This is a genomic window from Streptomyces sp. NPDC035033, from assembly GCF_040636735.1.
Lineage (GTDB): Bacteria > Actinomycetota > Actinomycetes > Streptomycetales > Streptomycetaceae > Streptomyces.
This window is the reverse complement of sequence record NZ_JBEZUZ010000005.1, coordinates 55,528-81,291: the sequence shown is the minus strand read 5'-3', so window position 1 is coordinate 81,291 and position 25,764 is coordinate 55,528. Positions and strand designations below refer to the sequence as shown.

The window sequence follows — 25,764 nt, the reverse complement described above, 5'->3', positions numbered from 1 at the left end:
GGCCACCTCGATCGAAGGCTCCCGGACCCTGGTCCAGAGGTCATCCTCATGGGCGGCGGCGCGCAAGGAGCGGGCGGCGGCACGGCGGCCGGAGGGGGCGAGGTCTTCCGGACAGGGCTCGGCGGCCACGGGGCGCGACCACTCGCCGCCGGTGTCCGCTCCTGGACCACCTCGTGGTCCAGGAGGCCCTCGCCGAACTGTGCGAACCGCCGCTCTCCAGCACGTTGCTGCCCACGGGGTGGACATCGTCATCGGCTCCGGCGACTGCGGGGGGGGCGGCACGTGTGTGCGTGCCGCCCCACGGTGGGTGCCGGGATTCAGTTGAGGGTCAGGAAGGTGCCCGCCCCGTTGCCGTACTCGATCCAGGCGCCGGACCGGGTGTCCGCGGGGACGCCGGACCAGGTGGCGGTCAGGTCGGTCGGCACGCCGGGGGTGACGCGGGCCCGGTCGGGCGTGACGGTGACTTCGCCGGTGACGGGGCTGTCCGCGGTGATGTGGTTCGCCTGGTAGGTGTACGGGGTGACGGTCTCGTCGTCCGTCCCCATGGCGACCAGGGACACGAAGAGGGCGTCGGCCGTGGGATGCGGCACGGTGATGGTGACCACTCCGTCGCTGTCGGGGACGGCGACGTGGAGGTCCTGAAGGACCCCGTCGGCCTTGTTGCCCCACAGGACGCCCGTGATCGTGTCGTCCGCCGCGTCGAAGCGGACCGTGATCTGCGACGCCTTGGTGCCGGAGGGGATCTCGGCGTCGTAGGAGATCTGCTGCGTCGAGGTCAGGGTGCCCCCGGTGACCGGCGAGGTGACCGGTCCGTAGGCGGTGGCCGTCAGGGTGCCGGTGGCCGGGGTGACCGGGAACGTGGTCGAGCCGCTGGAGCCGGAGCCCTTGATCTCGGCGGGGGCGCGGACGATCTGCGGGGTGACGACGATCGGGCTGCGGACGGTGGTGCGGCCGGAGGTCCAGGTGAGGGCCCCGGTGGCGGCGCGTCCCGCGGGCGCGGTGGTCACGTCCAGGGTGACGGTGAAGGTGCGCTTCTGGCCGGGGTGGCTGAAGCGCAGTACGGACGGGCTCACGGTGGCCTTGATGCCGGGGAGGTCCACCCGGGCGCGGTAGGTGCCGGCCGTGGTCGCGGTGACGGTGCGGGTGACGGTCTGCTTGCCGAAGAGGTCGCCGATGGCTATGGACGGGTGGTTGAGGTCGCTCGGGTCGATGGCCTCGACGCCGGTTCCGGTGTCCACGCCGGAGCCTTCGAGGTACGCGAGCCAGTCCCGCTCGCCCGAGTCGTAGACGAGTCCGGGCCGCAGCATGGCCCGTGCGTCCACCTCGCCGGCGCCCTGCGCGAAGGCGTCGTCGCTGTTCCTGCCGTCCGCGGTCTTCGTCGGCGTGGCGGTGGTCATCATGGCCGACTTGATGCTCATCGGGGACCGGGTGGGGTGCTCCGAGAGGTGGAGCGCCGCCAGGCCGCTGATGTGCGGGGTGGCCATGGAGGTGCCGGAGTAGTAGTCGAAGGCGCGGCCCTTGTTGCCGTCCGGGGACACGGCCGCGAGGATCGTGACGCCGGGCGCGGTGATGTCGGGCTTGAGCAGGTCGCCGTTGCCGGTGAGCGAGGGGCCGCGCGAGGAGAAGCCGGCCACCTGCGGGTAGACGTCCGAGGCGCCTCCCTCGGTGAGGGTGGCGGTGGCTCCGTCCGTGGCGGCGTAGGCGCGCACGGGGGCCGCGTCCGCGTTGTCGAGGTGGACGGCCGGCACGCTGTGCAGGTCGCCGTCCGTGCTCTCGTCGCCGGGGTTCACCAGGACGAGGCCGATGCCGCCGGCCCGCTTGACCTCGGCGGACTTGTCGGCGCGGGAGTTGTGGCCCCGTTCGCAGACGACGATCTTCCCGGTCGTGCGGGCGGGGTCGAGGGAGTCCGGCATGCAGTGGTCCGCGTAGAGGTCCACGGTGTCGGGAACTCGGACAGCGGAGCCTTTGACCAGCGGGGCGGGGCCGACCTGCCGGTGGACAGTGGTGCTGATGCCGGTGTAGCTGGAGCCGTTGCCGAGGGTCACCGTGCCGGTGTGCGACTTGATGGTGCCGGCGGCGACCGTGGTGGTCCAGGGCGCGGTGTTGGAGAGGCTGGACGCCCCCGGGCCGGAGTTGCCCGCGGCGGTGGCGACGAAGACTCCGGCCGCGGCGGCGTTGCGGAGCGCGACCTGCGCCGGGTCGTCGTACGTGCTCTCGAACGCGGCGCCGAGCGAGTAGTTGATGACGTCCACGCCGTCGGCGACGGCCTGGTCGATGGCGGCGACGAGGTCGCTGGTCAGACCGCCGTCCGCTTGGCCGTCCTTGCTCTGCCAGAGGGCTTTGTAGACGGCGACGGTGGCTGCGGGGGCCACGCCGGAGACGGTGCCGAGGTCCTCGCCGCCGGCCGTGGCGCGGACGTCGGCGTTGCCGGCCGCGGTGGCCGCCGTGTGGGTGCCGTGGCCCTGGCTGTCGCGCGGGGAGACGTATCCGGCCCGGTTGGACTCCGGGACGGCGTCGAGCCATGCCTTGCCGAAGTAGCGGGCGCTGATGACCTTCTCGTTGCAGGCCGCGGCGGTGAAGCTGTCGCCGGTCTGGCAGGTGCCCTTGAAGGTGGCGCCGTCCGCCTTGTGCATCACGGTGGTCGTGCCCACGCGGTAGGGGCGGTGACGGTCCTTCGTGCCGGGTCTGCGGGAGCTCAGGGCCGGGGCGGCGAAGGAGGGGTTCTCGGGCCAGATGCCCGTGTCGATGTCGCCGATGACGATGCCCTTGCCGGCTTCGGCGGTTCCGCCGAGGGCCTTCCACAGTCCCTTGCGGCCGGAGAGTCCGAGGAAGTCGGTGGAGTTCCGGTCGTCGGTGGCGTGGTGGAAGCGGTCGGGGGCGATGTGCACGACGTTCCCGGTGCGGGCGAGGCGCACCAGTTGGCGGGCGTCGAGCCGGGCGCTGAAGGTGTTGGTGGTGACCGCGTAGTGCTGCCGGACGGTGGCGCCGACCTTCTTGGCGACGCGGTTCTGCTGGTCCGTCAGGTGGGTGCGGTACCGCTTGGCGGCGGCCGAGGCGACATCGAGCTTGCCGCCCTCGGCGGGCTTCGTGGCGGGGAGGTCGCCCACCCCGCCGTCGTAGGTGGCCAGGGGCTCGCCGGCGAGGGTGACCAGGTAGGTGCCCGTGGCGGATTCGGCGATCGGAGCGGCGGCGGGGACGGCCGTGGCGGTCGGGGCGAGGGGAAGGCTGAGCGAGGCAAGGGCGGTGGTGAGCAAGCCGGCGAGGCCGGCTCGCCGGTTGCGCGATGTTCTGCGCGGCAGGGGTGACACGGACTCTCCTCATGGATTTCCACGCATGCCGGAGAGACGAGCGCGGGGCTCGCCTGCGGTGTGCGCTGGGGGCGGGAATCTCCGAACCGTCTGGCACCAGGGGTGTCTGACGGGTGGTCCGGGATGAGTGAACGCCGCGCGAATACCGACTGTCCAGATAATGTGATGGCGTCTTTGGCGTGGTGACCAAACGCGCCACGCGGGGGAAGACCGGTCGGCCCCGCACCGGGGCATGGGTCTCCCGGCGCTGTCTTCTCGTGTGGCAAGGAGGGCCGGCTGTGCTGGAAGCCGTGGGCGTGAGCCCGTTCGACGAGACCGTGTACCGGGCGGTGCTGTCGGGGCAGCGGCGCACGGTGGCCGATCTCGCGGAGAACGCGGGCGCCGGAGTGGCGCGTACCGGGCAGGCGCTGAAGCGGCTGGCTGACCTCGGCCTCGTGCGGCGGGTGGGCCGGGGCCGCTGGGAAGCGGCGAGCCCCCGGTCGGCGCTCTCGGCCCTGCTGCACCGGCGTCGGTCCGAAGCGGAGGCGATGTACGGCGAGGTGGAGGCGGGGCTCTCGGCACTTCATCGCCTTTACTGGGCCAATCAGCTGCAGTCGGACCCGGAAGCCCTGGTGGAGGTGCTCTCGGACCCGGAGACGGTCGCCAGGCGGATCGACGAGGTGAACCGGTCCGTCACCACCCATTTGTGGACGCTGGACAAGCCGCCGTACCTGGACGCGGTCGGTCAGCCGCACTTCCACGAGCAGGAGAGGACGACCACCCGCGCATGGGTGGAGCGCGGCGTGGACATCCGGGGCGTGTACTGCCTGGAGTCGATCGATCCGCCCGGCCGGATGGAGACCGTCCTGCGGCTCGCCGCGCTCGGCGAGAAGTCACGGCTGCTGCGTCATCTCCCCTTCAAGGCGCGGATCGTGGACCGCAGAGTGGCGATGGTGCCGCTGACCGGTGGCAGCAAGGAATCCATCGTCCTCGTGCATCCGTCGGGACTGCTGGACGGGCTGATCGAGCTGTTCGAGGCGTACTGGGAACGCGCCGAACCCCTGCTCGCCCCTCAGGTGGAGGAGGTGGAAGCGGGGCCCAGCGAGGAGGAGCTGGTGCTCGTGCGTCTGCTGCACGCCGGCTTCAAGGACCAGGCGATAGCCCGACAGTTGGGGGTCAGCGTACGCACGGCGACGCGGCGGGTGGCGGCTCTGATGCGCACGCTGGACGTCGATACGCGGTTCCAGGCGGGGGTGCGGGCGCGGGAGCGCGGCTGGATCTGAGCCCGCCCGACCGTTGCCCGGCCTTCACCGCCTCGCGCGTCCGGTCCTCGGAAGCCACCTCATGTGGCCGGCTCGGTAGCTTCGGTGCCCGGCCGGCCCCAGGATGTGGGGCCGGCCGCGGGGTGCCGGGGATACCCGCGCACCTGTCACCTGGTCGGAGTCCGCACCGTAGGGGTTGGCCGGCGCGAGCCTCCTGCCGGGGATCACCCGGACACCACGACGATGGCAGGACGGCGGTCCCCGGGCGACAGGCCGGGCATCATCACGCACATGTCGAGCGTGGTTCACTCGATCCGCAAGGAGCAGTGGAGCTTTCGGCGCGCGACTCATGCGTGGCGCGCATGATTCGGGGAGTGGGCCGTGGACGCGATCGACCGCCACATACTGAACATCCTCCGCAAGGACGGGCGAGCGCCCGTGTCGGAGATCGCACGTGCTGTGGGCCTCTCGGCGGCCCCGTGCGCCCGCCGCATGGAGCGCATGGAGAGGGCGGGGGTGATCCGCGGCTACACCGCGGTCATCGAGGACAGCCGGGCAGGCATGCTTCAGGCGTTCATCGAGATCCGCCTGCTGGGCGCGACCGACAGCGACGAGATCCAGGGCATCGCCGAGAGCATCCCGGAGATCGAGGAGAGCCACAGCATCGCCGGCACCTCCGACGCCCTGCTCAAGCTCCGGGTCCAGGACGTGAAGCATCTTCAGCAGGTGATCAACGCCGTACGCCGGACCGGCAAGGTGGAGGGCACCAAGACCTTCATCATCATGAACACCTGGACGCGGGCGACCGAGCAAGCCGTTACCCCGTGACCGCGAAACGGCATCACGCCGAGGACCGGATGCCTTCCGCCTGCCGACGGCAGGCTTGTTGAGCCGAACAGGGTTCCGTCGCCACGCCTCGGGTCCGGGACAGAGTGGCAGGTCGCCCGGGCCACGGCTGAACCCGGGCGGCTCCCGCAGCCGCCCGGGTGGCTCACCCGCGTGCCGGTGTGACGGTGTGCGCGAGCTGGAAGCGTGAGTGCAGGCCGAGTTTCCGGTAGACGCGGGTGAGGGTCGCTTCGACCGTCTTGACGCTGACGGTGAGGGCGGTGGCGATGTCGCGGTTGCTCGCTCCGGCGGCGGCGAGTTCGGCGCAGCGCTGCTCGGCGAAGGTGAGGCGGGGGTGGGCGTTGTCGTCCGCGGGGGCGGCTTCCAGCCGTCTGAGGGTGTGCGCGGCGGTTTCGGCCCAGGGGTGTGCCTGGTGGGCGGTGAAGAGGTCGATGGCGCTGTGCGCGGCGGTGCGGGCGCTGGCGCGTCGGCGTCCACGCCGTTCGGTGTGGCTGAGCGCCAGCAGGGTCCTGCCGCGTTCGAGGGGGAGGTGGCGGAGGTGGCCGGCCGCGTCGGTGAGGCGCCGGGCCGCGGTGTCGTAGTCGCCACGGGCGGCGTCCAGGAGCGCCTGGGCGCGTTCGAGCGGAGGAAGGACCGTGTGCCTGCCGAGATCGATCGCTGTGCGGCGGGTGTCGTCCAGCAGGCTCTGCGCCTGGTCGAGGCGGCCGAGGGTGACGAGCGTCTCGGCGAGTTCGGGATGCCAGCGCAGGACGGAGGGGTCGCGTACCTGCTGGAGTCCCTCCAGGTCCCGCACCTCTTCGAGAGCCTCCAGGGCTTCCTTGGGGCGGCCGGTGGCCAGGAGGAGGTGGCCGAGGGCGAAGAGGTTGCGGGAGAGGAAGACCTTGTTGTCCTCCTGCCGGGCGGTGTCGACTCCGCGGCGTGCGTGGAGGAGGGCGAGGTCGGTGCGACGGGCGGCGCCCTCGACGAGGGCGGAGGTGTAGCACGCCGGTGCGGGTGACAGGGAGGCTTCGTCGGTCAGCGCCTGGGCGCGGTGGGCGTGGTCGAGTGCTCTGGCGCACCGTCCGGCGCGGAGTTCGGCCTCGGCGAGGCTGCGCCGGATGTCCACGGTCGCCTCCGTGTCTCCGGTGCGCTCGGCTTCGACGAGGAGGGGAAGCAACGCGGTGCGGGCCTCCTCGGGGTGGTCGTCGAAGAGGGCGTGCCGGGCGGCGAGGTGCTGGGGTGTGCCGTTGGCCGGGATGGAGGCGGCGCGTGGCAGGGACAGGGCGCGGCCGAGGGTGGTCTCGGCGTCGGGGTGGCCGAGGACGCGCTGGAGGCGGGCCTCCATCGTGAGGGCCATGGCGGTGGTGGTCGTGTCGCCGGCGGTCTCGGCGAGGGCGGTGGCCCGGCCTGCCAGGTCGCACGCCCGGTGGGGGTCGCCTTCGTTGACGTTGGCCCAGACGGACTGGCGGATGAGGAGCCGGGCCGTGAGGTCGGGTCGTCCGGCCGCCGCGCGGAGTGCGGCGGCGAACAGTTCGTCCGCGCTGTGCAGGTGCCGGCCGCTCGCGTCGATCAGGGCGACGAGGGCGTCGACGCGCTGGTCGGGGGTGGTGTCGTGGCCCAGGACGAGGCGGGCGGCGGCCCGGGTCCGGGGAAGGTCGCCGTAGTGGGCGGCGTCACGTACGGCGGTCAGGGCCCGTTCGGTGAGCAGGTCGCCGTCGTCGTGCGGTGTGCGCTGGGCGGCGAGGAGGGAGAGCTCTGCCGCGAGCGCGTGGTCGCCGCGCTGCCGGGCGCGTACGGCGGCACCGGCGGCGCGGAGGGCCGACCGCGGGTCGGCGGCGTCGGCCGCCAGCACGGTGTGCCGGTCGCGGCGGACGCTGTCACGGCTGGCCTCGGCCAGGCGGGCGTGCAGGCGCCTGCGCTCGTGGCCCGGCAGCCGGGCCACGAGTTCGGTGCCGATCGCGGAGGCGGTGAACCGCACCGTCCCGTCGGACTGTCCGGCGTCGAGCAGCCCCGCTGCCTCGGCCTCGGCGAGAAGGGCCTCGGCCGCCGGGCCGGCGAGGCGGCCGAGCAGTTCGAGGTCGGGCCGGTCGTCGAGTGCGGCGAACGTCAGCAGTTCCTGGACCTGGGCCGGTACCTCGTCCAGCCACTCGCCCACCAGCCGGCGGGCCGTCGACGGCAGGGCCGGCTCGCCGTCACCGTCCCGGTCCGGGAGCGGGCGCGCGGAGTCGGCCAGCGCCAGGGCCAGGGCCGGGTTCCCGCCGCTGCGAGCGTGGACGCGCGTGACTTCGCGGGCGGCGAGCCCGTACGGGGACAGCAGCGTCGCGACCTGAGGGGCCGTCAGGGGCGGGATGCGCACCGCGCGCGTGTCCTCCCCGCACCAGTGGCAGCCGGCCTGCGGGCGCCGGGTGCGCTCGGCCGCGATGACGGGGAGGTCCGGGGTCAGGCGCAGCGCCCAGCCCAGGACGGCCGCACTGCCGGCGTCCAGCCACTGGGCGTTGTCCACCACCAGGGTCATGGGCGGTGCCTCCTGCAGCAGAGCGGAGGTCAGGCGGCGCAGCCGAAGTGCCCGACCGGCATCGTCCGGGGAACCGGACCGGCCGGCGGTCTCGTCGAGTGCCGCCGTCAGCTCCCGCGCGGCGGGCAGGGCCGATAGGGCCAGCGCGAGTTCGAGCAGCCCGGTGTACGGGATCCCGGTGTCCTGTGGGCCAGGGGCCAGCCGCAGGACGGGCAGTCCCAGCCGTCGCCCCAGGGTCTCCGCCGCGGTGGTCTTGCCGCTTCCGGGCGGCCCGAACAGGACCACCCGGCGGGTGCCGTGCACGTCTTCCGGCATCACCGGCAGCACGGGACCGGCCTCGTGGGACGCGTTCATCCACGTCGCAGAGTCTTGCATCGGGCCATGGTGCGCCCGCCCGGCCTCCCCGTCCAGATCAAGGGATCGCCCCGATGCCGGCCGCCCCTCGCGTCCCTAGCCTCATGGCACAGCCGAGCCAACCGCTGCCGAACGCCCCCCGTACTTCAGATGACGTTCCGCGGCGTTTCCCCGACGAGGCCCGGCGGAAGGATTGCGATGAACCGCAAGAACGCCCTGGCGGCCGGTGTCGCGGCAGCCCTCGCCCTGGGCTCCGTGACCATGGTGGCCACCCAGTCCACCGCGGCCCCCCGGCCCGCCGCGGCCGCCGGCACCTCCGCCGCCCAACCCGGCGCCGGGTTCCGGGCGATGACGGCGGACGCGCGCAGCGAGGCGATACGCACGGCCGGCCGGAACGCGGCCGCGACCGCCCGCGAACTCGGCCTGGGCCCCGACGAGCGCCTGGTGACCAAGGACGTGCTGATCGACGCCGACGGCACCCGGCACGTGCGCTACGACCGCACGTACAGCGGGCTGCCGGTGATGGGCGGCGACCTGGTGGTGCACCTCGCCGGGGACGGCACGATCACCGGCTCGGACCTGGCGCACCAGGGCGCGATCCGGATCGCCGGCACCACCCCGAAACTGACGGCCGCCGACGCCTCCGCCAAGGCCGTCAGGCACGCCAAGCACGTGAAGAAGGCGAAGGCCGGCAGCAAGGACAGCACCCTGGTGGTGTACGCGGTCGGCAAGATCCCCGTCCTCGCCTACCGCTCGACCGTCACCGGCGAGGGCGAGACCGGCCCCACCTCGCGTGAGGCGGTGATCGTCGACGCGATCAGCGGCGCGCCGCTGGACCAGTACGAGCTGCACCAGAGCGTCACGGGCACCGGCAACGGCGTCACCGTCGGCCAGGTCTCCCTCGAGACCACCCAGACCGCCGGCGGCTACACCCTCACCGACCCGGCGCGCGGCGGCACGATCGTCTACGACTCCTACAACAGCCCCCAGTCGAACCCCCGGCAGAACGCCCGGGCCTTCTCCAAGACCACCAACTCCTGGGGCAACGGCACCACGTCCAGCCGCGAGAGCGCCGCGGTGGACGCCTCCTACGGCCTGGCGAAGACCTGGGACTACTACAAGAACTCCTTCAACCGCTCCGGCATCCGCAACGACGGCCGCGGCGCCCGCGCCTACGTCCACGTCGACACCAACCTGCTCAACGCCTTCTACGACGACAACTGCTTCTGCATGTACTTCGGCGACGGCTCCTCGCAGAACGGCAACACCCCGCTCGCCACGCTCGACGTGGGCGGCCACGAGATGACCCACGGCGTCACCGCCGCCACCGCCGACCTCACCTACTCCGGCGAGTCCGGCGGCCTCAACGAGGCCACCAGCGACATCTTCGGCACCATGGTCGAGTTCTCCGCCGGCAACGCCGGCGACCCGGGCGACTACTACATCGGCGAGAAGCTCAACATGTCCGGCGGATACATGCGCCGGATGGACAACCCCGCCGCCGACGGCAGATCGCTGTCCTGCTGGAACTCCGGCGCCGGATCGGCGGACGTCCACCACTCCTCCGGCATCGGCAACCACTTCTTCTACCTGGCGGCCGAGGGCACCGGGGCGAAGACCATCGGCGGACGCTCGCACACCGGCACCACCTGCAACAACGACACCTTCGCGGGCATCGGCAAGGACAAGGCCGCCGCGGTCTGGTACCGCGCGCTGACCGCCTACATGACCTCCACCACCAACTACGCCGGCGCCCGCACCGCCACCCTGCAGGCCGCCGCCGACCTCTACGGCACCAACTCCCAGGAGCGCTACCTCGTCTCCAAGGCGTGGGCCGCCGTCAGCGTCGGCACCGCCCTGCCCGACCCCGGCACGGGTACCCCCACCCCCTCCCCGACCGACCCGACTCCTTCGCCGACCACGCCCCCCGGCGGGAACGCACTGGCCAACGGCAGCTTCGAGCAGGGCACCAGCGGCTGGACCCAGAGCGACAACATCATCACCAACTCGTCCCTGCAGGCCGCGCGCGACGGGTCCTGGTACGCCTGGATGATGGGCTACGGCGCCGACACCGTCGAATCCCTGTCCCAGTCGAACATCGCGGTGCCCTCCACCGGCGCCCCGAAGCTCACCTTCTGGCTGAAGGTCTCCACCCAGGAGTCCGGCTCCACCGCCTACGACACCCTCAAGGTCAACGTCAACGGCACCACGCTGGCCACCTACTCCAACGCCGACGCCGGCTCCGGATACGTCCAGAAGACCGTCGACCTGTCCGCCCACAAGGGGCAGACGGTGAAGCTGGAGTTCGCCGGTACCGAGGACACCTATCTGTCGACCATCTTCCTGGTCGACCAGATCGCCATCGGCTGACCGGTCCAGCTCACCGCCAGTGCTCCTGCGGCCGGAACCCCTCCTCGGGCGCTCCGGCCGCAGGAGCCACCGCGCGCGGGGCGGCCCGGTTCCCGCTCCCCGGGCCCCGGCCCGGCCCGCCCGCACGTGCGGAGCCGGGCTGAAGGTGGCCCGGTAGATCGGCAGAAGCACACCCGACGGAGCGCCTCCCCGCAGGTCACGGTGGGCCCGCACCCCTTGCGCGGGCGTCATGAACGTCAAGCGGCGCCACCCTCCCCTGACGACCCGCATCCGTCGGGTCGGCCGCCGTCACATGTTCTTCATGCCGTGTGCATGGTCCCGGCGCGGCTCTCCCGTCCAGGATCGGCAGCACACCCGCCCCTGTCCCGAGGAGCCGTCCGCCATGCCCAGCCGCCGTACCTTCCTGGCCGGTTCGACCGCCGCCCTCGGTCTGGCCACCGTCACCACCACCGGTTCGGCGCTCGCGGCGCCGCCGGAGACGGTCCCGGACGCCGCCGAGGCCGCGGGCACCCGGCCGCCGAACTTCGTCATCGTCCTCGCCGACGACCTCGGCTACGGAGAGCTCGGCGCCTACGGCCAGAAGCTGATCACCACCTCCCGCCTGGACCGGCTCGCCGCCGAGGGGCTGCGCTTCACCGACGCCTACTCCACCGCCGCCGTCTGCGCCCCGTCACGCTGCTCCCTGCTGACCGGACTCCACACCGGCCACTCCACCGTCCGTGCCAACCCCTCCTCCGGCGGCCAGGGGTCGCTCACCGCCGACGACACCACCTTCGCCGAAGTGCTCCGGGCCCGCGGTTACCGCACCGCCGTGATCGGCAAGTGGGGCTTCGGACCGGAGGCCACCGGCCAGGACAGTCACCCCTCCGCCCGGGGCTTCGAGGAGTTCTACGGCTACATCGACCACAGCCACGCCCACCAGTACTACCCCGCGTACCTCTGGCACAACGACGTCAAGGAACCCATCCCCGCCAACGCCGGCGGCGTGAAGGCCGTATACGCCCCGGACCTCCTGGAGCAGCGCGCCCTGGAGTACATCGGCGACCACGCCTCCGAGCCGTTCCTCCTGCTGCTCACCCCGAACGTGCCGCACGCCCCCAGCGACATCCCCGACTCCAGCGCCTACGCGGACCGAGCCTGGACGGCCGCGAACAAGGGGCACGCGGCCCAGGTCGGCTCCTTCGACTCGCTCGTCGGCAAGGTCGTCGACCGGCTCCGGGAGCTCGGCCTGGAGCAGGACACCATCGTCCTCGTCACCAGCGACAACGGCCCCCACGAGGAAGGCGGGGTCAACCCCGACCTGTTCGACGCGAACGGCCCGCTGCGCGGCTACAAGCGCAATCTCTACGAGGGCGGCGTACGCGTCCCCCTCATCGCCTGGGGCCCCGGTCGGGTCCGGCAGGGCACCAGCGACCGCCCCACGCCGCTGACCGACGTGCTCCCCACCCTGGCCGAGCTCGCCGGCGCCCCCTCCCCCACCGACGTGGACGGGCTGTCGGCCGCTTCCCTGCTCGTCGGCGGCGCCGACGCGGCACGCCACGGACACCTGTACTGGTTCCGCGACGAGCGGGGCGTCACCAGCCGGGCCAACGCGCAGGACGGCGGGCGTGCCACCTGGCTCGCCGAGGCGGTCCGCAGGGACAACTGGAAGGCCCTGCGCTTCGCCCCCGAGCGGGACCGCACCCTCCCCGACGAGCAGTGGCAGGTGGAGCTGTACGACCTGGCCACCGATCCCGGGGAGACCGGCAACCTCGTGGACCGGCACCCGGCGAGGGCCGCGGAGCTGGTGGCACTGATGCGCTCCTCCTGGAAGGACGCGTATCCGCGCATCCCGTTCGGGGCCCGTGTGACCCTGCCCGGACTGGCTGTCCCGGGACAGGCGTTCACCGTGACGGCCACGCTCCACAACGGCTCCTCCCGCCCGTGGACCGCGGCCGCGCTCGCCCTTCGCGCCCCTGGCGGCTGGTCCGTGACCCCCACCTCCCCGACCACCGCGGACCAGCTCGCCGTCGGCGGCCGGCTCACCGCCTCCTGGCAGGTCACCCCGCCCTCGACCACCTCCCCCGCGGCCAGGTGGACACTGACCGCGGAGGGCAGCGCCCTCACCCCGGGCGGCCCGGTCCGCTACCCGGCCACGGGCACGGTCACGACACCGCCCCCTGCCCCGATCCGCGACGCGTACCTCTCCGACCTCACCTGGATCAGCGCCACGAACGGCTGGGGACCGGTGGAACGCGACGCCTCCAACGGCAAGAACGCCGCCGGCGACGGCCCGCTGATCTCCTTCGGCGGTACGGCCTACCCGAAGGGTCTGGGCGTCCACGCGCCCAGCGACATCGCCTTCCATCTCGGCGGTGCCGCACTCCGCTTCACGTCCCTGGTCGGCATCGACGACTTCTCCGCCAGGCAGAGCGGCCTCGGCGCCACCCGGGCCAAGGTCTACGGCGACGACCGCCTGCTCCTGACGACCTCCACGCTCACGGCGGCCACCGGCCCCGTCCAGGTCGACCTCGACGTACGCGGCGTCCGCGTCCTCCGGCTGGTCGTCGAGGACGCGAACAACCGCACGTCCTTCGACCACACCTCCTGGGCCCTGGCCCACGTCACCGTGGAGTGACCTCCCGCGTTCATCACCACGCACGAGGCCGTTTCCGCAGACTCGGAAACGGCCTCTTCCACGGCGGACCCCTGGTCGGACTACTCGAAGGCCGAGGCCGCCTCCTTCAGGGCGGCGGCGACCGCGTCCGGGGCGTCGGGTCCGGGCGGGCCCGGGCGGTAGGTGACGGAGCGGATGCCGCCGGTGTGACGGAAGGAGCGCCGGCGCTCGTACAGGGGCCAGGAGACCGGGGACTTGCGGTCCACGCCGACGCTGATGCCCTGGAACGGGGCCATCCCGATGAGCTGGTGCACGCTGTCGGGGGCGACCCGCTCCTCGCCGTCCACCGCGACGGTGAAGCTCCAGCGCAGCCCCTCCTCGGCGGTCGCGGCGAGCACGATCTCGTGGGGGCCCGCGGCCAGGGGGCCGGCGTCGGTCTCCTGGAGCCGGCCGTACTCGTTGTAGGCGAAGGTCAGCCGGCCGTCCTCGACGTACAGGCTGTAGCCGCCGCCCTGGTCACCGTGGGAGACGAGGACGCCCTCACCGGGTTCGTCGAGCAGGACCTCGACGGTGAAGGAGCGCAGGGAGACGAGCCTCGACGAGCGGTAGCGCTCCAGCTCGGGCGTGCCGGGCAGCAGGGTGAGGGGACGGGCGAGGCGCTGTTCGGCCGGGTTGCGGCGGGCGAGGGCGCCACTGCCGTCCGGCAGCGGGAAGACGCCGTTGCGGCGGGCGGCCTCCTCCCACGCCTGGGACAGCTCCTTCACGAGGCCGGGCCGCTCGGCCGCCAGGTCGTGGATCTCGGTGGGATCGGTGCGGATGTCGTAGAGGGCCCACTCCTCGTCGTCGTACGGAGTGCCGGGGCGGTGCAGGGTGACGAGTTTGTGGCCGTCGCGGTAGTGGCTGCGGTTGCCGGTCATCTCGCAGTACTGCTCGGGGTGGGTGGAGTCGTGGGCGGGGTCGGCGAGAACGGGGGCGAAGCTGGTGCCGTCGGGCTCCTGGACCGGGACGTGCCGCCGGCGCTCGGGGCGTTCGATCCCGGCGAGTTCGAGGAGGGTGGGGGTGATGTCGGTGACGTACTGGTACTGCGGACGGATGCCGGGGGCGAGCCGGCCGCTGCGCACTCCCTCGGGCCAGGAGAGGACGAAGGGGACGCGGACGCCGCCCGCGTAGGTGTGCCCCTTGTAGAGGCGGAAGGGAGTGTTGGAGGCCATGCCCCAGCCCCGCGGGTAGTGGACGAGGCTGCGCGGGCCGCCGATGAGCTCCGGGTCGCGGTCGACGTCCGGGTCCCAGTCGGCGGGCAGGCCGGGATGGTGGACGAAGCGGCTGAAGTACGAGCGGGTGCCCTCGCGCCCGCCCTCGCCGGTGCCGCCGTTGTCGGAGGTGAACACGATGACGGTGTTGTCGAGTTCACCGAGGGCGGCGAGCGTGTCGGTGAGCCGGCCGAGGTTCTGGTCGATGTTGTCGACGAGCGCCGCGTACACCTCCATGTAGCGGGCGTAGAGCCGCTGTTGTTCCGCGGTGAGCGAGTCCCACGGGGGGACGTCGAGTCCGGCCTCGGCGTTGCGCGCGGGCAGTTCGGTGCCGGGAGGGAAGAGCCCCGCGGCGAGCTGGGCGGCGAACCGGCGCTCGCGCAGGGCGTCCCAGCCGTCGTCGTAGCGGCCGCGGTGGCGGGCGATGTCCTCGGCTTTGGCCTGGAGGGGGCCGTGGACGGCGTTGTGGGCGAGGTAGAGGAGGAAGGGCTTGTCCGGGTCGTGGGCGCGGAGCGACTTCACCATGGCGATGGCCTGGTCGGTGATGTCGTCGGTGTAGTAGTAGCCGTCGGGGAACTCGTCGATGTCGAGGGGGCTGTTGTCCCGGACGAGCTGGTGCGGGTGGAAGAGGCTGGTCAGTCCTTCGAGCACGCCGTAGTACTGGTCGAAGCCCTTCTGCAGGGGCCAGTTGGCGCGGTCGTCGGCGGCGTTGGAGGCGGAGTCGCGCACGAGGTGCCACTTGCCGACGGCGTAGGTGGCGTAGCCGGCGTCGTGGAGGAGCTCGGCCAGGGTGGGGATGGAGTCGGCGATCTCCATGCCGTAGCCGGGGAAGCCGGGGTCGGAGTTGGCGACCATGGCGTAGCCGACGCGGTGCGGGTTGAGGCCGGTGAGCAGGGCGGCGCGGGCGGGTGAGCACAGCGGCATGGTGTGGTAGTTGCCGAGCCGTACGCCGTCCTCGGCGAGCCGGTCGAGCACCGGGGTGGGGATCTCGGAGCCGAAGGGGCCGATGTCGCTGAAGCCCATGTCGTCGACGAGCACGACGACGATGTTGGGGGCTCCGGCGGGCGGGGTGGTGCGGGGCGGCCAGGCCGGTTCGGACTCGGCGAAGGTGCGGCCGACGCGGCCGGGGAAGCCTTCGTACGGGTCGAGGCGGGTGCCGGGGCTCATGGGTGGCGGGGTCCTTCCGTGGGGAGCGAGCGGGCGCAGCGGAATCCGCCGTGGCCGGTCGAGGAATCCGGGGTGTTGCGGGAGCGGGCGGCGACGCGGTAGCGGTTGCAGTACGAGGCGTGGCACAGGTAGGAGCCGCCGCGGATGACGCGCTCGCGCCCGTCCCGGTCCCAGCCGTCGGCGCACCATTCCCACACGTTGCCGGAGACGTTGTGGAGCCCGTACCCGTTGGGCGGGTACGCGGTGACGGGCACGGTCCCGGTCGCCCCGGCCGGACGGGCGGAACGGTGGGGGAAGTCGCCGAGCCAGGTGTTGCACATCTCGCGGCCGCCGGGGGTGAGGTCGTCGCCCCAGGGGTAGCGGGCTCCGTCGAGTCCGCCCCGGGCCGCGTACTCCCATTCGGCCTCGGTGGGCAGCCGGAGTCCGGCCCAGGCGCAGTAGGCGAGGGCGTCGGAGTGGCTGACGTGCACGACGGGGTGGTCGGCGCGGGCCTCGATGCCGGATCCGGGCCCTTCGGGGCTGTGCCAGGTGGCTCCTTCGACGGCAAGCCACCACGGCGTCCGGGCGACCCGGCCGAGGACGTGCGCCGCGGCGGCCGGGTGGAGGAGGGTGTGGAAGACGAAGGAGGAGCCGTGGCGTTCGGCGTCCGTACGGTGGCCGGTGGCCTCGACGAAGACGGCGAAGCGGGCGTTGGTGACGGCCGTCGTGTCGATCGCGAAGGGGGCGACGGTCACCTCCCGTACCGGGCCCTCGTCGTCCGCCGGGTACCCCTCGCCGAAGGCGTCGCCCATCCGGAAGGTGCCGCCCGGCAGTTCCACCATGGGGTGGGGCGGCGGGGCGGTCCGCACGGTGGGTGGAGGCAGCGGCGCGGGGTCGGCCCGGCGGTCGGCGGCGCACGCCCTGCCGGGGGTGCAGCAGGCGCTCATGCGGCGACCTTCTCGGTGGAGGCGGTGGCCGGCACGGGTTCGGGTACGGCGGCGAGCAGGGTGCGCGTGTACGGGTCGCGGGGGTTCTCGCACAGCTCGTCGGCGGCGCCGGTCTCCACGATCCGGCCCTGGTGCATCACGGCGATGCGGTGGCTGACCTGGCGGACGACGGCGAGGTCGTGGGCGATGAACACGAGGGCGAGGCCGAGTTCGGCCTGGAGGTCGGCGAGCAGTCCGGTGATCTGGGCCTGGACGGAGACGTCGAGCGCGGAGACGGGTTCGTCGCAGATGAGGACGGCGGGTTCGGGGGCCAGGGCCCGGGCGATGCCGATGCGCTGGCGCTGTCCGCCGGAGAAGGAGCGGGGCAGGCGGTCGGCGCCGGACGGGTCGAGGCCGACCAGCCGGAGGAGTGCGGCGACGCGGGCGGGCCGTTCGGCGGCGGTGCCGATGCCGAAGGCACGCAGCGGTTCGGCGACGATGTCGCCGACGGTCATGCGCGGGTCGAGCGAGGCGTACGGGTCCTGGAAGACCATCTGGACGCGTCGGCGGACGGAGCGCAGGGCCGTGCGGTCGGGGCGGGTGACGTCCTGGCCGTCGAGGAGGATCCGGCCGCCGTCGGCGGGGTGCGCGTGGGCGAGGATGCGGGCGAGGGTGGATTTGCCGGAGCCGGACTCCCCGACGATCCCCAGGGTCTCCCCCGCCCGGAGGGTGAGGGAGACGCCGTCGAGCGCGGTGAGGCGGCGGCGCCGGGACCGGTAGGTCTTGCGGAGCGTCTCGGCCTCCAGGACGACGGAGCCGGGTGCGGGCCGGTCGACGGGGGCCGGCGGTGCGGGCCGGGGCAGCGGTTCGGCCCGTTCGGCGGCGGGGTGGCAGGCGGCGCGGACCGTGTCGGTGAGCTGGGTGAGCGCGGGTGCCGAGGTGTCGCATCGGTCCTCGGCGAGCGGGCAGCGGGCGGCGAAGGCGCATCCCGCGAGCGGCAGGCGCAGGTCGGGCGGCGTGCCGGGGATGCCGGTCAGGCGGGTGCCGGAGGGGGTGGAGAGCCGGGGCACGGCGGCCAGCAGGCCGGCGGTGTACGGGTGGCGCGGGCGGGCGAGGACTTCGGAGGTGGGCCCTTCCTCGACGACGGTGCCGCCGTAGAGGACGAGGACGCGCTCGCAGGAGCGGGCGACGACGCCCAGGTTGTGGGTGATGAGGACGACTGCGGTGCCGGTGGTACGGGTGAGGTCGCCGAGCAGGGTGAGGATCTGGTCCTGCACGGTGGCGTCGAGCGCGGTGGTGGGTTCGTCGGCCACGAGGACGTCCGGTTCGCCGGCGAGGGCCATGGCGATGAGGATCCGCTGGCGCTGGCCCCCGGAGAACTGGTGCGGGTGGTCGTGGAGGCGCCGTTCGGGGTCGGGGATCCCGACGAGGCGGAGGAGTTCCAGGGCACGGGCCCGGCGGGCGGGCCGGTCGCGGCGCCGGGTGCGGGACTCGTGGGCGCGGAGGACCTCGTCGAGGTGGCGGCCGATGGTGAGGACCGGGTTGAGGGAGGTCATCGGGTCCTGGAAGACCATGCCGATCCGGGTGCCGCGCACGGCGCGCAGCTCGTCCTCGCCGGCGGCGGTGAGATCCGTGCCGTCGAGGAGGACGGAGCCGCCGGTGATCCGGCCGGTGCCGGGCAGCATGCGGGGCAGGGCGAGGGCGGTGGTGGACTTGCCGGATCCCGACTCGCCGACGACGGCGAGGGTCTCGCCGCGGCGCAGGCTGAAGGAGACGCCGCGGACGGCGTGGAGGTCCGTGCCGTCGGGGGTGGTGAAGGTGACGTGCAGGTCGCGGACGTCGAGGAGCGGGGCGGTGGTCATCGGCGTATCTCCCGGTTCAGTGCCTCCGCGACGAGGGAGAGGCCGAGGACGAGCGCGGTCACGGTGGCCAGGGGGCCGGCCGCGAAGTGCGGGGCCTCGGCGAGGTGGGGCATGGACTGGCTGAGGACGGCGCCGAGGGTGGGCTCGGGCGGCCGGACACCGACGCCGAGGAAGCTCATGGCCCCTTCGAGGAAGACGGCGATGGTGAGGGAGACCGCGAACTGGACGACGAGCGGGTCAGCGGCGTTGGGCAGGACGTGCCGGGTGAGGATCCTGGTGCCGGAGGTGCCGCCCACGCGGGCGGCGGTCACGTACTCGCGGCCGCGCTGGGTGAGGATGCCGGTGCGCAGGAGCCGTCCGAAGACGGGGATCTCGGCGAGCGCGACGACGAGGATCACGGGCAGCCGGCCGGGGCCGAGGACGGCGGTGACGGCGAGCGCGAGGATCAGGCCGGGGAAGGCCAGGACGAGGTCGAAGGCGCGCTGGACGACGGTGTCGACGGCCGGGTGGAGGGCGGCGGCCAGGGCGAGCAGGCAGCCGAGCACGGCGCCCAGCGGGACGGCGACGGCGATGATGCCGAGGTCGGCGCGGATGCCGTACAGCAGGCGGGCGAGCAGGTCGCGGCCGAGGTCGTCGGTGCCGAGCGGATGGCCGGGGGTGCCGACCGGGGCGAGGGCGAGACCGCTCTGGTCGGTCGGCGAGTGCCCGGCGAGCACGGGGGCGAGGAGCCCGGCGAGGACGACCACGCCCACGAGGGCGAGGCCGGTGCGGGCCCGGGCGGAGGACAACGCGGTCCGGTAGGGGTGGCGGCCCTTGCGGGCCGGTGTCGTGCGGGGCTCGGGTGTGCGGGCCTCGCGCGGTGCGGACGGGGCTGAGAGGGCTGTCATGGCGGTCACTCCCACCTGATCCGGGGGTCGAGCCAGGCGTGGACGAGGTCGGACAGGAGCTGGACGAGGACGAAGACGGCGACGAGGAGCAGCAGGAGGTCCTGGACGACGGGGTAGTCGCGCCGGACCAGGGCCTGTTCGGCGAGCTGGCCGAGGCCGGGCCAGGCGAAGATCGCCTCGACCAGCACGGCGCCGCCGAGGAGGTGACCGGTCTGGATGCCGAGCAGGGTGACGACGGGCGGCAGGGAGTTGGGCAGGGCGTGGCGCCACAGGATGCGGCGGGGCGCGATGCCGGCGGCCGTGGCGGTGCGGACGTGGTCCTCGTCCAGGACCCGCCGGATGCTGTCCTCCAGGTACCGGCCGAGGACGGCGGCGCTCGGCAGGGCGAGGCAGAGCGCGGGCAGCAGCAGGTACTGCACGCCGAGGTCGGGGGCGGTGAGCAGGGAGACGTAGCCGCCGGGGGGCAGGATGCCGAGGACCACGGCGAAGAGGAGCACCAGGAGGACGCCGCTGACGAAGGGCGGTACGGCGAGGGCGGCGGTGGTGACGGCACGGACGGTGCCGCGCACCCAGGGGCGCCGGGCCGTGGCGCCCAGGATCCCGAGGGTGCCGCCGATTCCGGCGGCGAACAGCAGGGCGCCCAGGGTGAGTTCGGCGGTGGCGCCGAGGCCGTCGGCGATGAGGTCGGCGGTCTCGCCGCCGATGACGTACGAGGGCCCGAGGTCGCCGGTCAGGAGGCCGCCGATCCAGTGGAGGTACTGGGCGGGCAGCGGGTCGTCGAGGCCGAGCCGGTCCCGGATGGCGGCCTCGACCTCGGGTCCGGCGTCGGGTCCGGCGAGCACGGCGGCGGGGTCTCCGGGGACCAGTCGCAGGACCGCGAAGGCGAGGACGGACGCGGCGAGGAGGACGATGAGGGCGGAGGGGACTCTCCGCAGCAGGTAGGCGCGCATCTCATCCCGCCAGGTAGGCGTTGTCGAGGTTGAGGTAGCTGAACTTGTTGAGGGTGGCGCCGTGCAGCCTGTTCGAGGCCACCTGGACGCTGCCGCGGATGACGAGGTCGATGACGAACGCCTCGTCGAGCAGGGTGTCGGTGATCCGCTGCCGCAGGGCGTTCGCCTCCGCGCCGGTCACCGGGCTGGTCCAGGCCTCGCGTACGACCCGGGTGTAGGCCGCGGAGCGGAACCGTGAGGTGTTCTTGGCCTCGTTGAAGGGGTAGGCGCTGACGGCGAGGGTGGAGGGCTGCACCTGGGCGAAGCCGTGGCCCATGGCCCAGAGGGCGGGCATGGACTGGGAGATGAGGCGCTTCTGCGCGGTCGCCGGGTCGGTGGGCTGGAGGGTGACGTGGACGCCGATCTGCTTGAGGTCGTACTGGATCGCTTCGGCGAGGGCCGTCTCGGACGGCAGGTTGACGTGGAGCAGCGGCAGGTCGAGGCGGGTGTGGCCGGCGGACCTGAGCAGTTCGCGGGCCTTGCCGGGGTCGTGGCGGTAGTGGGTGCGGCCGGCCTCGGTGTAGGCGGGTGAGGACTTGGGCCAGGGGGTGGCGGAGGCGAGACCGTATCCGCCGAGGACCTGCTTCAGGATCCGCTCGCGGTCCACGGCCCAGGCGAGAGCGTGGCGGACGGTCTTGTCGCCGAGCGGGGCGACGGAGGTGTTGACGCCGAGGTAGGAGGCGCCGCCGCCGGTGGCGTACTCGCTGACGGTGAGATCGGCGGCGCCTTCGATGACGGGCAGATTTCTGCCGGGGACGGAGTAGGAGAGCTGCGACTGGCCGGTGCGCAGGGAGGACACGAGCGCGTCGGCCTGGGGTATCACCCGGATCTCGACGCCGTCGAGGTGGGGACGGTCCGGCTGCCAGTACTTCTCGTGGCGCTGGAGGCTGAGGCCGGCGCCGGGGCGCCATTCGACGAGCCGGAAGGGGCCGGTGCCGTTGAGCTCCTTCCCGGTGACGGCCGCTTCGACGCTGTGACGATCCGTGATGATCATGAACTCGAAGAGGTCGAACAGGTTGTTAACGCGGTGCGCGAGACGGAGGACGAGCTCGTGGTCGCCGCGCTTCTCGAAGCCGCTGACGGCGGCGGCGGTGGCCCTCAACTGGGCGGCACGTACCGGGTTCTGAAGGTTCTTCACCGCGAAGATCACGTCGTCGGCGGTGAAGGGGCGTCCGTCGTGGAAGACCACTCCGGCGCGGAGTCTGAGGGTGATGCTCCGGCCGTCCTGGGCGTATTCCCAGGAGGTGGCCAGCTCGGGCTGGGGTTCCAGGTCGTCGTCGTAGCGGGTGAGGGTGTTGTAGATCAGCCGCTGCTGGAGGGACTGGCCGCTCTGGGCGAAGAGGAGACTCGGGGTGAAGTCGGTGTTGACGGCGACGGTCAGGGTGCCGCCCCGCTTCGGCGGCGCGCCGGCGCCGCCCGCGGGTTCCGTCGACTCGGAGACGGCCGAGCGGCAGCCGGTCAGGCCCAGGCCGAGGAGCAGGGCACCGCCGCCGGCGGCGCGCAGGGTGGTGCGCCGACTGGGGGCGGTGGGCGTGGAGGGGTACAGCTCGGTCATGGAAGCCTGCCTGGAGAGGGTCGGGTCGCTCGGCGAAACATTTCTTCCGCTGCGAGAGGAATGAAGCGGGGACGCGGGCACTCCGGGCACGCGTCCCGGGGTGCCGAAAGCAGACGGGGTGCGGTGAAGGTCGTGCGCAGCGCACCCCCGGCGGGTCGGCGCTGCCCGGTGGGGCGGTAGGCGGTCAGGGGCCGGGACGAGGTCCCGGGGCCCGGGTCCTGTCGTCACACTCCCGCCGTCGCCCGGAGGGCGGCACCGCGGCACCGGGTGCGTGCTCTCGGCGTGCCGGGGGCAAGCCCTCGTACGGGGACGTACTCGGGTTTGCGCCCGGTGCGGCGAGAGCGCGTGCAGGGCGCCGCGGGGCAGGCGGGAGTTCGGTGACAGGGCCTCGGGGCCGGAAGCTCGCGACGGGCTGCCGCGACCGACCGACGGATCGCCCGGAATCAACGAGGGCGGCGGGTCCGTGGACCGCGCCGGATGTCAGACGCGGACGGCACAGACCGCGCTGGCGAGCCGACAGAGGTCGACGTGCCTGCGGGAGATGAGGCGCAAGTCCGGATTCACGGCAGCAATATGACAGCGGCTTCGCGAGACGGTCAACCGGCCGTGCCCGGATTCTGAGACGAACTCACCCCAGCACCTCGGCGGGCCGCAGCTCCTCCATGGTCTCGATCGGCCTCCTGAACAGGGAATTCAACAGAACCGTGCCTGCGGCCACGGGCAGCGTGGCCGGTCCGGCATGTGGACTGACGATCCGTTCGGGGTCGTCACACACATGCGAGAGGTCGATCGCCGCGCCCCGGATCTCCTCCAGGTAGTCCGGTTCGAGCACGCTCGCCTGCTCGGTGACCACCACCAGATCGGGGTTGAGGACGTCGAGCAGGAGGGCCACGGCCCGTCCGACCGCCCTGGCCCGCTCGCGCAGGAGGCGGTCGGCTCGCCGGTCCCCGGCCGCCGCCGCGTCCACCACCAGGGAGGTCTCGGGTTCGGGCACGATGCCCCGCCGCACGGCGGTCCGCGCGAGGGCGGTATTGGAGGCCGTCGCCTCCAGGCAGCCCGAACGGCCGCACGGACAGGGGACGGTGGAGTCGGGCACGGGCAGGTGGGCGACATCGCCGGCCGCCGCCCCCGGACCCTGGTGCACGACCCCGGCGAGACCGACAGCCGCGTCGACGACGTTGCCCACGAACAGATGCACCAGGCTCCGGCGCGCGGCGGGCCGCCCGAACAGGATCTCCGACTGGGCGATCGAGCGGGCGTGGTTGTCCAGGCGGACCGCCACCCCTCCCAGGGACCGGGAGAGTTCGGCGGCCAGGGGACGCCTGCGCCAGCCCAGGGCGTCGTGGCGGACGACGACTCCTGTGGTCGGGTCGACCCAGCCGCCGATCGCGGCCCCGACCCCGAGCAGGGGCCGGCCGCCGACGTGCCGGCCGAGAAACGCGCGCAGCTCCGCGCCGACCGTCTCGGCCAGACTCCTGGGCCCGAGCGCCACGTGCGGGTACTGGTGCCGGGCGAGAACCCGGCCCCGCAGGTCCACCACCGCGAACGTCGAGCCGGGCACCCCGAGGTGCACCCCGGCCGCGACAGGCCCACCGGTGGGGCCGACGTGCAGGTCGACGGGGATCCGGGGCCGCCCCACCCCGCCGCCACCCGTCGGTTCGGGCAGGTCCCGCAGCAGGCCGAGCCGTGTCAGGTCGGTGGCTTGGCGCGAGACGGCGGCGGGGCTCAGGCCGGAGAGCCGGGCGACGGCGCCGCGGGAGACCGGGCCGTGGTCGAGGACGGTCCGCAGCACGGTCGCGGCGTTGGCCTCGCGCCGGCCGTCGCCCGCCATCCGGGGGCCAGGGGAAGTGCTCGTCATCTCTGCCTTTCCGATTGCCGGTGCCGCTCGGCGCTGGAGGCCGTCCGGCCCGTCGGGTGGGTGGTCGTCGTGCAGGGCCGCTGGTGCCCCGTCCCGCGGTGAGGTGACGGAGCGGCCGTGCGGCCCGTTCCCGGTCTCCTGTTGCGGCGATATGAAATCGCCGGCGGCCGGCGCGGAACGTCGGGACGGCCGGCCACGCCCCTCGGCCTCTCGCCGTCCGAGTCGGTGACATCGCAGGTCGACGCAGGTTTCCGCCGGACATCGACCGTGCTGAACGGGGCCGGGCAGGCGCCGATTCAACCACTGTCGGCCGGTGCCCGGAGAGCCGGCGGGTTCTTGACGCCCGCCGCCGGCGCTGCCAGGCTCCGGGCCATGTTCGCGACCTCCTCCTGTCCGGCCGTCACCGCCGTCTGACGCTCGCGACCCCCCGAGGGCCCAGCCGTCCGTCCCACCCGCCACGCGCCCGCCGCGTCGCCGCCCGGTTCCGGGCCCCTCGACGCACACAGGGCTCCAGGGCACATCCGGGGCTCCGCACGCCGTCATTATTTCCGCTCCGGAATTAATCGGCTCCGCCGCGTCCCGCGCGTCCCGCCGGCCTCTCTCAAGCCGCCCGTCCCGCCTGCCCGCACCGTCCCGCCTCCCTCCTCTCGCCCTCGCACGTTCGCGTTCCCGCTTCACCGAGGGCACGCACACCGAAAGGAACCCGTCATGACGACCGTGACCACCTCCACCCCCGCCCTCACCGTCCAGAAGCTCGGCGGCCGCCTCGGCGCCGTCATCTCCGGCGTACGCCTCGGCGGCGATCTCGCCCCTGAGACGGTCGCCGAGATCCGCTCCGCGCTCCTCGCCCACAAGGTCGTCTTCTTCCGCGGCCAGGACCACCTCGACGAGGAGGCCCACGAGGCGTTCGGCCGGCTGCTCGGCACGCCGGTGGCCCACCCCACCGTCCCCTCCGCCGACGAGCGTTACTCGTTCCCGATCGACTCGGACTACGGCGGCCGCGCCAACCAGTGGCACACCGACGTCACCTTCGTCCCGGCCTACCCCGCCTTCTCCATCCTCCGGGCCGTCGTCATCCCGCCCTACGGCGGCGACACCCTGTGGGCCAACACCGCCACGGCGTACGAGAACCTCCCCGAGCCGCTGCGGAACCTGGCCGACGGGCTGCGTGCCGTCCACTCCAACGACTACGACTACGCGGCGCTGCGCCCCGGGGCCCTGCCGGAGCAGCTCGCCCGCTTCCGCGAGGTCTTCGCCTCGACCAAGTTCCTCACCGAGCACCCGGTGGTCCGCGTCCACCCCGAGACGGGTGAACGCACGCTGGTCCTGGGCAACTTCGTGCAGCGGATCAGCGGCCTGACCGGGGCCGACTCCCGCGCGCTCGTCCAGCTGTTCCAGGCCCACGTGGAGCGCCCGGAGAACACCGTCCGCTGGTCGTGGCAGGTCGGCGACGTGGCGATCTGGGACAACCGGGCCACTCAGCACTACGGCGTGGACGACTCCGACGACCACGACCGCAAGCTGCGCCGGGTCACCATCGACGGAGACGTCCCCGTCGGCGTGGACGGCCGCTCCTCGACCCTCCTGGCCCCCGAGTCCGTGCCCGAGCCCGCCTTCGGCATCGCCTCCGGCGCCTCGGCGAACGGAACGGTCGCCTGATCCCCGGGCAGGGGGTGGCCGAGGCCCGCGGCCACCCCCTGCCGGGCGCGCCCGGAACCGGCTCCGGTTCCCCCGTCCGGAGCCGGCCGAGATCCGGACCATACGCGGACCGGCCGCTCGCCGCTCGGCCGAATCGTGGCTTCTCCCGCTGGCCAGTGGCCATGCGAGGCGGGTACCACCAGGACGGCTCCGCCGCCGTGATCACACCGGTCACACCTCGAACCGCGGGTGCACGCCTCCGCCGACGGCGCCTGGCGCACCGCCGGCCGGCCGACGCCTCGGAGGCCGACCTCCCGTACCCGTCCCGAGCCCGACATCCGAGGGCGCGCGGTGAAGGGTGCACGCCCCCTGTCCGACACACGCTGTCGAACTTCTCTGCAAAACAGGGGAGTTGAGACGTCCACCGGGGCGTGAAATCGCTGT

Annotated in this window: 15 protein-coding genes; 5 read left to right on the top strand and 10 right to left on the bottom strand. The window is 73.2% G+C overall.

The genetic code is table 11. The annotated features are described in order from the left end of the window. Positions 1-317 precede the first annotated feature (317 nt). The gene (locus AB0E83_RS04285) at positions 318-3,308 is read right to left on the bottom strand and encodes a S8 family serine peptidase (protein ID WP_362105609.1); all 2,991 of its coding nucleotides are present in this window, start codon (positions 3,306-3,308) and stop codon (positions 318-320) included. Between the two features lie 278 nt (positions 3,309-3,586). Here AB0E83_RS04285 and AB0E83_RS04280 point away from each other — a divergent pair, with 278 nt between their 5' ends. Together AB0E83_RS04280 and AB0E83_RS04275 are read left to right on the top strand one after the other, a co-directional pair. Beyond that, complete coding sequence (locus tag AB0E83_RS04280; protein ID WP_362105607.1) at positions 3,587-4,570, top strand: transcriptional regulator; 984 nt, start codon at positions 3,587-3,589, stop codon at positions 4,568-4,570. Positions 4,571-4,930: 360 nt separating this feature from the next. Next, the gene (locus AB0E83_RS04275; RefSeq protein WP_362105604.1) at positions 4,931-5,377 is read left to right on the top strand and encodes an Lrp/AsnC family transcriptional regulator; all 447 of its coding nucleotides are present in this window, start codon (positions 4,931-4,933) and stop codon (positions 5,375-5,377) included. Between the two features lie 163 nt (positions 5,378-5,540). On the opposite strand, the gene AB0E83_RS04270 is transcribed toward AB0E83_RS04275, so the two are convergent. Next, positions 5,541-8,264, bottom strand: a complete 2,724-nt coding sequence (locus AB0E83_RS04270) for an AAA family ATPase (protein ID WP_362105601.1) — start codon at positions 8,262-8,264, stop codon at positions 5,541-5,543. A 177-nt stretch (positions 8,265-8,441) separates the two neighbouring features. Here AB0E83_RS04270 and AB0E83_RS04265 point away from each other — a divergent pair, with 177 nt between their 5' ends. Continuing rightward, a complete protein-coding gene (locus tag AB0E83_RS04265) occupies positions 8,442-10,613 on the top strand; it encodes a M4 family metallopeptidase (RefSeq protein ID WP_362105598.1) in 2,172 nt (723 codons plus the stop codon). 382 nt (positions 10,614-10,995) lie between these two features. Beyond that, positions 10,996-13,230, top strand: coding sequence for a sulfatase-like hydrolase/transferase (locus AB0E83_RS04260; RefSeq protein WP_362105595.1), 2,235 nt, complete (start codon positions 10,996-10,998; stop codon positions 13,228-13,230). Positions 13,231-13,310: 80 nt separating this feature from the next. Here AB0E83_RS04260 and AB0E83_RS04255 read toward each other — a convergent pair whose 3' ends face one another. The 8 genes from AB0E83_RS04255 to AB0E83_RS04220 all read right to left on the bottom strand — a co-directional run bounded on the left by AB0E83_RS04255 (position 13,311) and on the right by AB0E83_RS04220 (position 23,682). Next, the gene (locus AB0E83_RS04255; RefSeq protein ID WP_362105592.1) at positions 13,311-15,626 is read right to left on the bottom strand and encodes an arylsulfatase; all 2,316 of its coding nucleotides are present in this window, start codon (positions 15,624-15,626) and stop codon (positions 13,311-13,313) included. Then, positions 15,623-16,447: a formylglycine-generating enzyme family protein gene (locus AB0E83_RS04250; RefSeq protein ID WP_362105701.1), complete on the bottom strand. Its 825-nt coding sequence runs from the start codon at positions 16,445-16,447 to the stop codon at positions 15,623-15,625. Before AB0E83_RS04250 ends, AB0E83_RS04255 begins: the two co-directional genes overlap by 4 nt. A 101-nt stretch (positions 16,448-16,548) precedes the next feature. After that, the gene (locus AB0E83_RS04245; protein WP_362105589.1) at positions 16,549-18,393 is read right to left on the bottom strand and encodes an ABC transporter ATP-binding protein; all 1,845 of its coding nucleotides are present in this window, start codon (positions 18,391-18,393) and stop codon (positions 16,549-16,551) included. Further along, complete coding sequence (locus tag AB0E83_RS04240) at positions 18,390-19,280, bottom strand: ABC transporter permease (protein WP_362105586.1); 891 nt, start codon at positions 19,278-19,280, stop codon at positions 18,390-18,392. The genes AB0E83_RS04245 and AB0E83_RS04240 overlap by 4 nt, the downstream gene beginning before the upstream one ends. A 5-nt stretch (positions 19,281-19,285) precedes the next feature. Continuing rightward, entirely contained in the window at positions 19,286-20,230 is a 945-nt protein-coding gene (locus tag AB0E83_RS04235; RefSeq protein WP_362105583.1) for an ABC transporter permease, read from the bottom strand. 1 nt (position 20,231) lies between these two features. Further along, on the bottom strand, positions 20,232-21,824 hold the full coding sequence (locus AB0E83_RS04230) for an ABC transporter substrate-binding protein (RefSeq protein ID WP_362105581.1): 1,593 nt from the start codon (positions 21,822-21,824) through the stop codon (positions 20,232-20,234). Between the two features lie 480 nt (positions 21,825-22,304). Further along, positions 22,305-22,388: a putative leader peptide gene (locus AB0E83_RS04225; RefSeq protein ID WP_362105698.1), complete on the bottom strand. Its 84-nt coding sequence runs from the start codon at positions 22,386-22,388 to the stop codon at positions 22,305-22,307. Positions 22,389-22,452: 64 nt separating this feature from the next. Next, positions 22,453-23,682, bottom strand: coding sequence for an ROK family transcriptional regulator (locus tag AB0E83_RS04220; RefSeq protein WP_362105578.1), 1,230 nt, complete (start codon positions 23,680-23,682; stop codon positions 22,453-22,455). Between the two features lie 708 nt (positions 23,683-24,390). Between AB0E83_RS04220 and AB0E83_RS04215 the strand changes: the two genes are divergently transcribed. Further along, positions 24,391-25,341: a TauD/TfdA family dioxygenase gene (locus tag AB0E83_RS04215; RefSeq protein WP_362105575.1), complete on the top strand. Its 951-nt coding sequence runs from the start codon at positions 24,391-24,393 to the stop codon at positions 25,339-25,341. Positions 25,342-25,764 lie beyond the last annotated feature (423 nt).

What these genes read in the sequence shown, in the direction of transcription:
- AB0E83_RS04250 (WP_362105701.1), bottom strand. Translation starts at nt 16,447, where the DNA reads ATGGTGGAACTGCCGGGCGGCACCTTCCGGATGGGCGACGCCTTCGGC.
- AB0E83_RS04215 (WP_362105575.1), top strand. Translation starts at nt 24,391, where the DNA reads ATGACGACCGTGACCACCTCCACCCCCGCCCTCACCGTCCAGAAGCTC.
- AB0E83_RS04245 (WP_362105589.1), bottom strand. Translation starts at nt 18,393, where the DNA reads ATGACCACCGCCCCGCTCCTCGACGTCCGCGACCTGCACGTCACCTTC.
- AB0E83_RS04235 (WP_362105583.1), bottom strand. Translation starts at nt 20,230, where the DNA reads ATGCGCGCCTACCTGCTGCGGAGAGTCCCCTCCGCCCTCATCGTCCTC.
- AB0E83_RS04255 (WP_362105592.1), bottom strand. Translation starts at nt 15,626, where the DNA reads ATGAGCCCCGGCACCCGCCTCGACCCGTACGAAGGCTTCCCCGGCCGC.
- AB0E83_RS04220 (WP_362105578.1), bottom strand. Translation starts at nt 23,682, where the DNA reads ATGACGAGCACTTCCCCTGGCCCCCGGATGGCGGGCGACGGCCGGCGC.
- AB0E83_RS04270 (WP_362105601.1), bottom strand. Translation starts at nt 8,264, where the DNA reads ATGCAAGACTCTGCGACGTGGATGAACGCGTCCCACGAGGCCGGTCCC.
- AB0E83_RS04260 (WP_362105595.1), top strand. Translation starts at nt 10,996, where the DNA reads ATGCCCAGCCGCCGTACCTTCCTGGCCGGTTCGACCGCCGCCCTCGGT.
- AB0E83_RS04265 (WP_362105598.1), top strand. Translation starts at nt 8,442, where the DNA reads ATGAACCGCAAGAACGCCCTGGCGGCCGGTGTCGCGGCAGCCCTCGCC.
- AB0E83_RS04240 (WP_362105586.1), bottom strand. Translation starts at nt 19,280, where the DNA reads ATGACAGCCCTCTCAGCCCCGTCCGCACCGCGCGAGGCCCGCACACCC.
- AB0E83_RS04230 (WP_362105581.1), bottom strand. Translation starts at nt 21,824, where the DNA reads ATGACCGAGCTGTACCCCTCCACGCCCACCGCCCCCAGTCGGCGCACC.